Source organism: Roseateles sp. (genome assembly GCF_046300915.1).
Lineage (GTDB): Bacteria > Pseudomonadota > Gammaproteobacteria > Burkholderiales > Burkholderiaceae_C > Kinneretia.
The window spans coordinates 1-7,724 of record NZ_JBKCLH010000060.1 but is presented as its reverse complement, the minus strand read 5'-3'; the positions used below and the strand labels follow the sequence as shown (position 1 = coordinate 7,724).

7 protein-coding genes are annotated in these 7,724 nt (G+C 70.0%); 2 read left to right on the top strand and 5 right to left on the bottom strand.

Annotated features, from left to right (window positions below; translation table 11 throughout):
• The 5 genes from bioD to ACK5F2_RS04560 all read right to left on the bottom strand — a co-directional run.
• A partial coding sequence (bioD, locus tag ACK5F2_RS04580) for an ATP-dependent dethiobiotin synthetase BioD (protein WP_409863105.1) occupies nucleotides 1-352 on the bottom strand: 352 nt, incomplete at its 3' end.
• Nucleotides 349-1,578, bottom strand: coding sequence for an 8-amino-7-oxononanoate synthase (gene bioF / locus ACK5F2_RS04575; protein WP_409863104.1), 1,230 nt, complete (start codon nucleotides 1,576-1,578; stop codon nucleotides 349-351). The genes bioF and bioD, both read right to left, overlap by 4 nt.
• A complete protein-coding gene (gene bioA, locus ACK5F2_RS04570; RefSeq protein ID WP_409863103.1) occupies nucleotides 1,568-2,890 on the bottom strand; it encodes an adenosylmethionine--8-amino-7-oxononanoate transaminase in 1,323 nt (440 codons plus the stop codon). The genes bioF and bioA overlap by 11 nt, the downstream gene beginning before the upstream one ends.
• Before the next feature lie 20 nt (nucleotides 2,891-2,910).
• Entirely contained in the window at nucleotides 2,911-3,708 is a 798-nt protein-coding gene (locus tag ACK5F2_RS04565; protein WP_409863101.1) for an enoyl-CoA hydratase/isomerase family protein, read from the bottom strand.
• Between the two features lie 58 nt (nucleotides 3,709-3,766).
• On the bottom strand, nucleotides 3,767-5,374 hold the full coding sequence (locus ACK5F2_RS04560) for a carboxyl transferase domain-containing protein (RefSeq protein ID WP_409863099.1): 1,608 nt from the start codon (nucleotides 5,372-5,374) through the stop codon (nucleotides 3,767-3,769).
• 164 nt (nucleotides 5,375-5,538) lie between these two features.
• Here ACK5F2_RS04560 and ACK5F2_RS04555 point away from each other — a divergent pair, with 164 nt between their 5' ends.
• Together ACK5F2_RS04555 and ACK5F2_RS04550 are read left to right on the top strand one after the other, a co-directional pair.
• Nucleotides 5,539-6,276, top strand: a complete 738-nt coding sequence (locus tag ACK5F2_RS04555; RefSeq protein WP_409863098.1) for a TetR/AcrR family transcriptional regulator — start codon at nucleotides 5,539-5,541, stop codon at nucleotides 6,274-6,276.
• A gap of 110 nt (nucleotides 6,277-6,386) precedes the next feature.
• On the top strand, nucleotides 6,387-7,724 hold a 1,338-nt coding region (locus ACK5F2_RS04550; RefSeq protein ID WP_409863096.1), incomplete at its 3' end, for a FecR domain-containing protein.

The following is a 7,724-nucleotide window of genomic DNA, read 5'->3' as shown; positions in this document are numbered from 1 at the left end:
CCCCTTCCACCAGGGCCAGATCGGCCAGGGCGGCCGTCTCGCGGATGGCGGCCAGCAGGGGCTGGCGTTCGATATCGCGCCCCTCCAGCCGGGCCGCGATATGCGGCGCACAGGCGGCACGGAACTGCAGGGGGCCGATCTGCCGCGGGCTCAGGCCCAGGCGTTGGGCCGCATGCAGCTGCATCACGTCCTCGTTGAGCCACTCGCCGGCCGCATTCTGGAACTGGCCCGCCGACAAGGGCTTGATGGGCGCCACCCGCCAGCCCTGCTGCTGCAGGGCGTGGGTGAGACCCGCAGTGATGCAGGTCTTGCCGATCTCGGTATCGGTGCCGGTGATGAAGAAGCCTTTCATGCGGCGATCTCGCTCAGACTGGGAATGCAGGTCTCCAGGCCCGCCAGCAGGCGGTCCACATCGGCCTCGGTATGGGTGGCGCACAGGGTGATGCGCAGGCGGGCCTGCCCGGCCGGCACGGTGGGCGGGCGTATGCCCGGCACGCGCAGGCCCTGGGCCTCTAGAGCGGCGGCCAGCTGCATGACCTCGGCATTGCCCCCCACGATAAGCGGCTGCAGCGGGGTGTGCGACTCGGCCAGGCACCAGCCCAGATGGGCGTGCCGGGCCAGCAGGGCCTGCATGCCCACGCGCAGGCGCGTCTGCAAGGTCTGCAAGCGGGCGCGGCGCTGGCGACCGGTCTCGCCGCGGATCAGGGCCAGGCTGCACAGCAGGGCCTGCTCCACGGCGGGCGGCGAGGCGGTGGAGAAGATGTAGTTGCGCGCCGCCTGCAGCAGGTAGTGGCTCACGGTCTCATGGGCCACCACAAAGGCGCCGGCCAGGCCCGCGGCCTTGCCCAGGGTGCCCACCAGGATCAGGCGCTCGCTGCGCAGCCCGAAATGTTCCAGCGTGCCCACGCCGGTCTCGCCCAGCACGCCCAGGCCGTGCGCGTCATCCACGATCAGCCAGGCATCGAACTCCTGAGCCAGGGCCAGCAGCTCGGGCAGGGGCGCGATATCGCCGTCCATGCTGAACACGGCATCGGTCACGATGAGCTTGATGCGCGCCGTGCTGGCCGCCAGCAGGGCGCGCAGCCCCGCCACATCGCAATGGCCGTAGCGGCTGACCCGCGCCTTGGCCAGGCGGGCACCATCGATCAGGGAGGCGTGGTTGAGCGCCTCGCTGAAGATCTCGGCCTCGGCATCACCCAGGGCGCCCAGCACCGCCAGATTGGCCATATAGCCGGTGCAAAAGCCGATGGCGCGAGCCTGGGGAATATGGGGCGCAAACCAGCGTGCCAGCTCGGCCTCCACCTCGTGATGGGCGCGCGAATGCCCGCTCACCAGGGGCGAGGCGCCCGAGCCACCGCCCCAGCGGCGCGCGCCCTCGGCCAGGGCCTGGGCCAGCTCGGGATGGGCGGCCAGGCCCAGATAGTCATTGCTGCAGAACATCAGCAGCTCGCGGGCCACGCCGTCCGCGCCCACCACGGTCTGGCGCGGCGCGGTGCCGGTCTCGGCAATGCGGGTGAAGCGGCTCAGGTCTTGCGCGCGCAAGGCCTGCAGCTTGCGGTCCAGATGCTCAAGCAGCATGGCTCAGCACCTCGTCCAAGGTGGCCCGCACGGCCTTGAAGAGAAACTGCGCCGCCTCGGCGTCAATCAGATAGGGCGGCATCAGGTAGACGGTGGCGCCTATGGGCCGGATCAGCAGTTCGCGCTCGCGCGCGGCCAGATGAAAGCGCTCGGCGAAACGCGGGCCCGAGTCCTTCACATCAAACGCCAGCACCATGCCGCGCTGGCGCAGATGATGCAGGCGCGCGTCCTCGGCCAGGGGCGCAAAGGCCTGGGCGAGCAGGGCTGCCTGCGCCTGATTGGCCAGCAGCTGATCCTGCAGCTCAAAGCGGTCCAGCACAGCGTTCGCCGCCGCGCAGGCCAGGGCATTGCCGGTGTAGGAGTGCGAGTGCAGAAAGCCGCGTGCCACCTCCTGCTCGTCCCAGAAAGCTTGATAGACGGCGTCCGTCGTCAGCACCAGGGACAGGGGCAGGGTGCCGCCCGTGATGCCTTTGGAGAGCAGCAGGAAGTCGGGCCACTGCGGCGCATCCGCTTGCTGCCAAGCGAAGAAGGTCCCGGTGCGGCCGCAGCCCACGGCGATCTCGTCGGCAATCAGATGCACCTCGAACTCGCTGCAGAGCTGGCGCAGGCCGCGCAGGTAGTCGGGGCTGTGCATCACCATGCCGGCCGCGCCCTGGATCAGGGGCTCGACGATCAGGGCCGCGATCTGGCCGTGGCGCTCCTCCAGCAGGGCACGCATCGCGGCCAGGGCCGGGGCCTCGTTGCCCAGGCGGCTGTCGGGCGAGTCCACGATATGGGCGCGCATCAGCAGCGGGTCGTAGACGTCGCGGAAAACCGCCACATCGGTGACGGCCAGGGCACCGATGGTCTCACCGTGGTAACCGTTCTTCAGGCAGACGAACTCGCGCTTCTCGCCGCGGCCGCGGTTGCGCCAGCTGTGGAAGCTCTGCTTGAGCGCGATCTCCACGGCGCTGGCCCCGTCGCTGGCAAAGAAGCAGTGGCCCAGGGCGCCGCCCGTCCGGGCCGAGAGCCGCTCGGCCAGGCGCACGGCCGGCTCATGGGTGCAGCCGGCCAGCATCACATGCGGCAGGGTGTCGAGCTGGCGCTTGATGGCGGCATTCAGGCCGGCGTCCGAATGGCCAAAGAGATTGACCCACCAGCTGCTGTTCGCGTCGAAGTAGCGGCGGCCGGCGGCATCAAAGAGCCAGGCGCCCTCGCCGCGCACGATGGGCAGGGGCGGCACCCTGCGGGCGGCACGCGCCATCTGGGTGCAGGGATGCCAGACCGCGGCCAGGCTGCGCTGCTGCAAGTCTTCTTGTACGGCCAAAGACATGGATGAAGAACCGCGGTGACTCAAGCCAGCCAGGAGGGCTTGCTCTTGTTCAGGAAACTCTGCACGCCCTCGCGCCCCTCGGCGCTGGCGCGGATATCGGCAATGCGGCGCGCGGTGTCGTCGCGCAGCGCGGGCGTGATGGGCGCATGCGCCACGTCCTGCACCAGCTTCTTGCAGGCGCGCACGGCGGCCGGCCCATTGGCCAGCACGGCGCTCAGCAGCAGTTCCACCTTGTGATCCAGCTGCTCTTCGTCCGCCGCCAGCTTGTGCACCAGGCCCAGGCGGTGGGCCTCGGCGGCGCCGAAACGCTCGGCGGTCACGAAGTAGCGGCGCGAGGCCTGCTCACCCAGGGCCCGCACCACATAGGGCGCGATGGTGGCGGGCAAGAGGCCCAGCTTGGCCTCGCTGAGGCAAAAGCCCGCCGACTCCAGCGAGACCACCATATCGCAGACCGATACCAGGCCCACGCCACCGGCATAGACATCGCCCTGCACCCGCGCGATCACGGGCACCGGGCAGCTGTAGATGGTCCACAGCATCTCGGCCAGACGGCCGGCATCGGCATGGTTTTCTTCCCAGCTGTAGCCCGCCATGGCCTTCATCCAGTTGAGATCGGCCCCGGCGCAGAAGGCCTTGCCCTCGGCGGCCAGCACGATGGCCCGCAGGGTCGGGTCTTGCCCCAGGGTCTTGAAGGCCTCGGTCAGCTCGGCGATCAGGGCCTCGTTGAAGGCATTGCGCACCTCGGGGCGGTTGAGGGTGACGCGGGCGATGCGGGCCTCGGCCCCCAGGCGTTCGATCTTGAGCGCGGTGTCAGTCATGGCAGAGCGGCAATTTGGAGCGGGGAGCCGGCCCGGGCGCAAGCACCCGGGCGCGGTCTTACATGCGGAAGACGCCGAACTTGGTCTCGGGGATCTCGGCATTGAGCGCAGCGGACAGGCCCAGGGCCAGCACGCGGCGGGTGTCGGCCGGGTCGATCACGCCGTCGTCCCAGAGGCGGGCGCTGGCGTAATAGGGGTGGCCCTGGTCCTCGTACTGCTGGCGGATGGGGGCCTTGAAGGCTTCTTCTTCCTCCGCGCTCCAGGCGCCGCCCTTGGCCTCGATGCCGTCGCGCTTGACCGTGGCCAGCACGCTGGCGGCCTGCTCACCGCCCATCACGCTGATGCGCGCGTTGGGCCACATCCAGAGGAAGCGCGGCGAGTAGGCGCGGCCGCACATGCCGTAATTGCCGGCGCCGAACGAGCCACCGATGATGACGGTGAACTTGGGCACCTGGGCGCAGGCCACGGCCGTCACCATCTTGGCTCCGGCGCGGGCAATGCCCTCGTTCTCGTACTTGCGGCCCACCATGAAGCCGGTGATGTTCTGCAGGAAGACCAGGGGAATCTTGCGCTGGCAGCAGAGCTCGATGAAGTGCGCGCCCTTGTTGGCGCTCTCGGCAAACAGGATGCCGTTATTGGCGACGATGCCCACGGGCATGCCCTCGATATGGGCAAAGCCGCAGACCAGGGTGTTGCCATAACGGGCCTTGAACTCGTCGAACTCCGAGCCGTCCACGATGCGGGCAATGACCTCGCGCACATCGAAGGGCTTGCGCGTGTCGGTGGGGATCACGCCATGCAGCTCGGCGGCGTCAAACAGCGGCGCACGCGGCTCGCGCTGCAGCAGCTCGCCCTCTTTGCGCCAGTTCAGGCTGGCCACGGACTGGCGGGCCAGGGCCAGGGCATGGGTGTCGTTCTCGGCCAGGTGGTCGGCCACGCCCGAGAGGCGGGTGTGCACATCGCCGCCACCCAGGTCCTCGGCCGTCACCACCTCGCCGGTGGCGGCCTTCACCAGGGGCGGGCCGCCCAGGAAGATGGTGCCCTGGTTCTTGACGATGATGGTCTCGTCGCTCATGGCCGGCACATAGGCGCCGCCCGCGGTGCAGGAGCCCATCACCACCGCAATCTGCGGCACGCCCTGGGCGCTGAGATTGGCCTGGTTGTAGAAGATGCGGCCGAAGTGGTCGCGGTCCGGGAAGACCTCGTCCTGGTTGGGCAGATTGGCGCCGCCGCTGTCCACCAGATAGATGCAGGGCAGGCGGTTCTGCTGCGCGACTTCCTGCGCGCGCAGATGCTTCTTCACCGTGATGGGGTAGTAGGTGCCGCCCTTGACCGTGGCGTCATTGCAGACGATCACGCATTCCACGCCGGCCACCCGGCCGATGCCGGCGATCACGCCGCCGCCCGGCGCCGCGTTGTCATACATATTCAGGCCGGCCAGGGGCGCGATTTCCAGGAACGGCGTGCCGGGGTCAAGCAGCATCTCCACGCGCTCGCGCGGCAGCAGCTTGCCGCGGGCCACATGCTTGGCGCGCGCCGCCTCGCCGCCGCCCTCGGCGATCTTGGCGAGCCTGGCGTTCAGATCATCGATGACCGCCCGCATCGCGTCGGCATTGGCCTTGAAATCGGCCGAGCGGGCATTGAGCTTGGTGGCGAGAACAGCCATCGTCTTGTCTCCTGGATCAGCCAGCCTGAGACTGGCTCAATTTGCTTCGCACGCATCCCGATCCAAGCATGGCCAGGATGCCAGAGCCGTGCAGCATAAATCAGACGGCAACTGGCATCAAACAATTCTTGAGCTTTCCTCAAAATTTATCCAGAATCCGGCCCATGCCCCGCACGCCCCGCTCCGCCCCCACCTCGGCCACCGTGCTGCCGGCCCAGCGCCGCGCGCCGGTGAGCGCCAAGTCCGAGCAACGGGTGCGCGACATCCTGCGCGTGGGTCGCGAGGTCTTTGCCGCCCTGGGCTACGAGCGCACCACCACCACCGAGATCGCCCAGCGCCTGGGCATTTCGGAGGCCACGGTCTTCACCTATTTCCGCGGCAAGCGCGAGCTCTGCATGCGGGTGATCGGCGACTGGTATGACGAGATCATCGGCGCCATCGAACAGGGCCTGCCGCGCGAGCGGCCCATACGCGAGCAGCTGGAATTCATCGTCCACACCCATCTGCGCCTCTTCCTGATCCAGGGCACGGGCCTGTGCGCCCTGGTGCTGAGCGAGGGCCGCAGCAAGGGCCAGCAGGAGCTGGGCGAGGGCTTTGTGGAGCTGCAGCGGCGCTACACCCAGCCCCTGATGGACCTGCTGGCGCGCGGCCAGGCCAGCGGCGAGCTGCGCCGCGACATCCCGCTGCGCCTGCTGCGTTCCCTGGTCTTCGGGCCCATGGAGCACATGCTCTGGGAGGTGGTGATCACCGGCCGCCAGATCGAGGTGGAGCAAAGCGCCCGCGACCTGGTCGCCCTGCTCTGGCCCGCCCTGCAGTGCCCCGACCAGGAGCTGCAAAAGCTGCGCCGCACCCAGGAGGCCATGCTGCATCTGCTGCAAGACAGCCTGGGCAATCGGGATTGAACTAGGGCAGATCCGCCTGTTTGCGGGACAAGCCCGCTCGCCGGAGCAGGGCTTGCAGCCTTAACATGGCCGCAACAAGGGCGCCATGAGCACGCCCAGGGAGGATCGCCATGACCCCGCTGCCCAGCTTCGCCCGGCGGCCCGCTCGCTCGCTGCTGGCCTTGTGCCTGCTGCAGCCCTGCGTGCCCCTCGCGCTGAACGCCCAGACCGGCACTCCGGCCCCTGCGCCACAGGCCGGCACTCCGGCCACTGCGACACAGGCCGATTACTGGGCCTACCGCATCCAGCCCGGCGACACCCTGATCCAGCTGGCCCAGACCTATCTGGACGAGCGCCACAGCTGGCGAGACTTGCAGCGCCTGAACCGCGTGGCCGACCCCTACAAGCTGCCGCCCGGCGGCATCTTGCGCCTGCCACTGGCCTGGCTGCAGCGCGAGAGCGCGGTGGCCCGCGTGCTGCATCTGCGGGGCGAGGCCCAGCTGCTGCGCCCAGGCGCCGCCGCCACGCCCCTGGCGGAAGGCATGAACCTGCAAGCCGGTGACCGGCTGCAGACCGGTCCCGCATCCTCCCTGTCCCTGCGCTTTGCCGACGGTTCGCGCCTGCTGCTCGGCGCCGACAGCCTGCTCAGCCTAGAGCAGTTGCTGGTGCAGGGCCGCGGCGCGCTCACCAACACCCAGCTGCGCCTGGAACAGGGCGGCGCCGACAGCCGGGTGGAGCCCGGGGCCACCGTGCCGCCGCGCTACGAGCTGCGCACCCCCAGCCTGAACCTGGGCGTGCGTGGCACCGAATTCCGCGTGCAGGCCGAAGCCGGACGCACGGCCGTGCAGGTACTGGCGGGCCGGGTGGCGGCCGGCTCCGGCGCACGCCCCACCGCGCTGGCCGCCGGCCAGGGCGCCCTGGCCCAGGCCGGTTCGCCCTTGCAGGTCCAGGCCCTGCCGGCCCCGCCGGCCCTGCCGCCCACGCTGCGCGCCGAGCAGCTGCCGCTGCGCCTGAGCTGGGCCGCCGCGCCCCAGGCCCGGGCCTACCGCGTGCAGCTCTTCGCCGAGCAGGACTTCGATCGCCTGCTGCTGGACGGCCGCGTCAGCACGCCCGAGATCCTCTGGCCCCAGGCCGCCCAGCTGCCCGATGGCCGCTACAGCCTGCGCCTGCGCAGCATCGACGCCCTGGGCCTGGAAGGCCCCGCCAGCGAAAGCCTGCTGCAGCTCAAGGCCCGGCCCGAGCCGCCGCTGTGGCTGGCGCCCGGCGCCGTGGCCTATGGCGAGACCCTGCGCCTGCAGTGGACCGAGCCCCTGAGCGCGCGCGCCTACCGCCTGCAGCTGGCCGACAGTCCCGATTTCGCACGCCCCCTGCTGGACCGCGCCGATCTGGACCGCCCCGCCCTGGCGCTGCCGCTGGCTCCCGGCCGCTACTGGCTGCGCCTGGCCAGCCTGACGACGCCCGAGGACCAG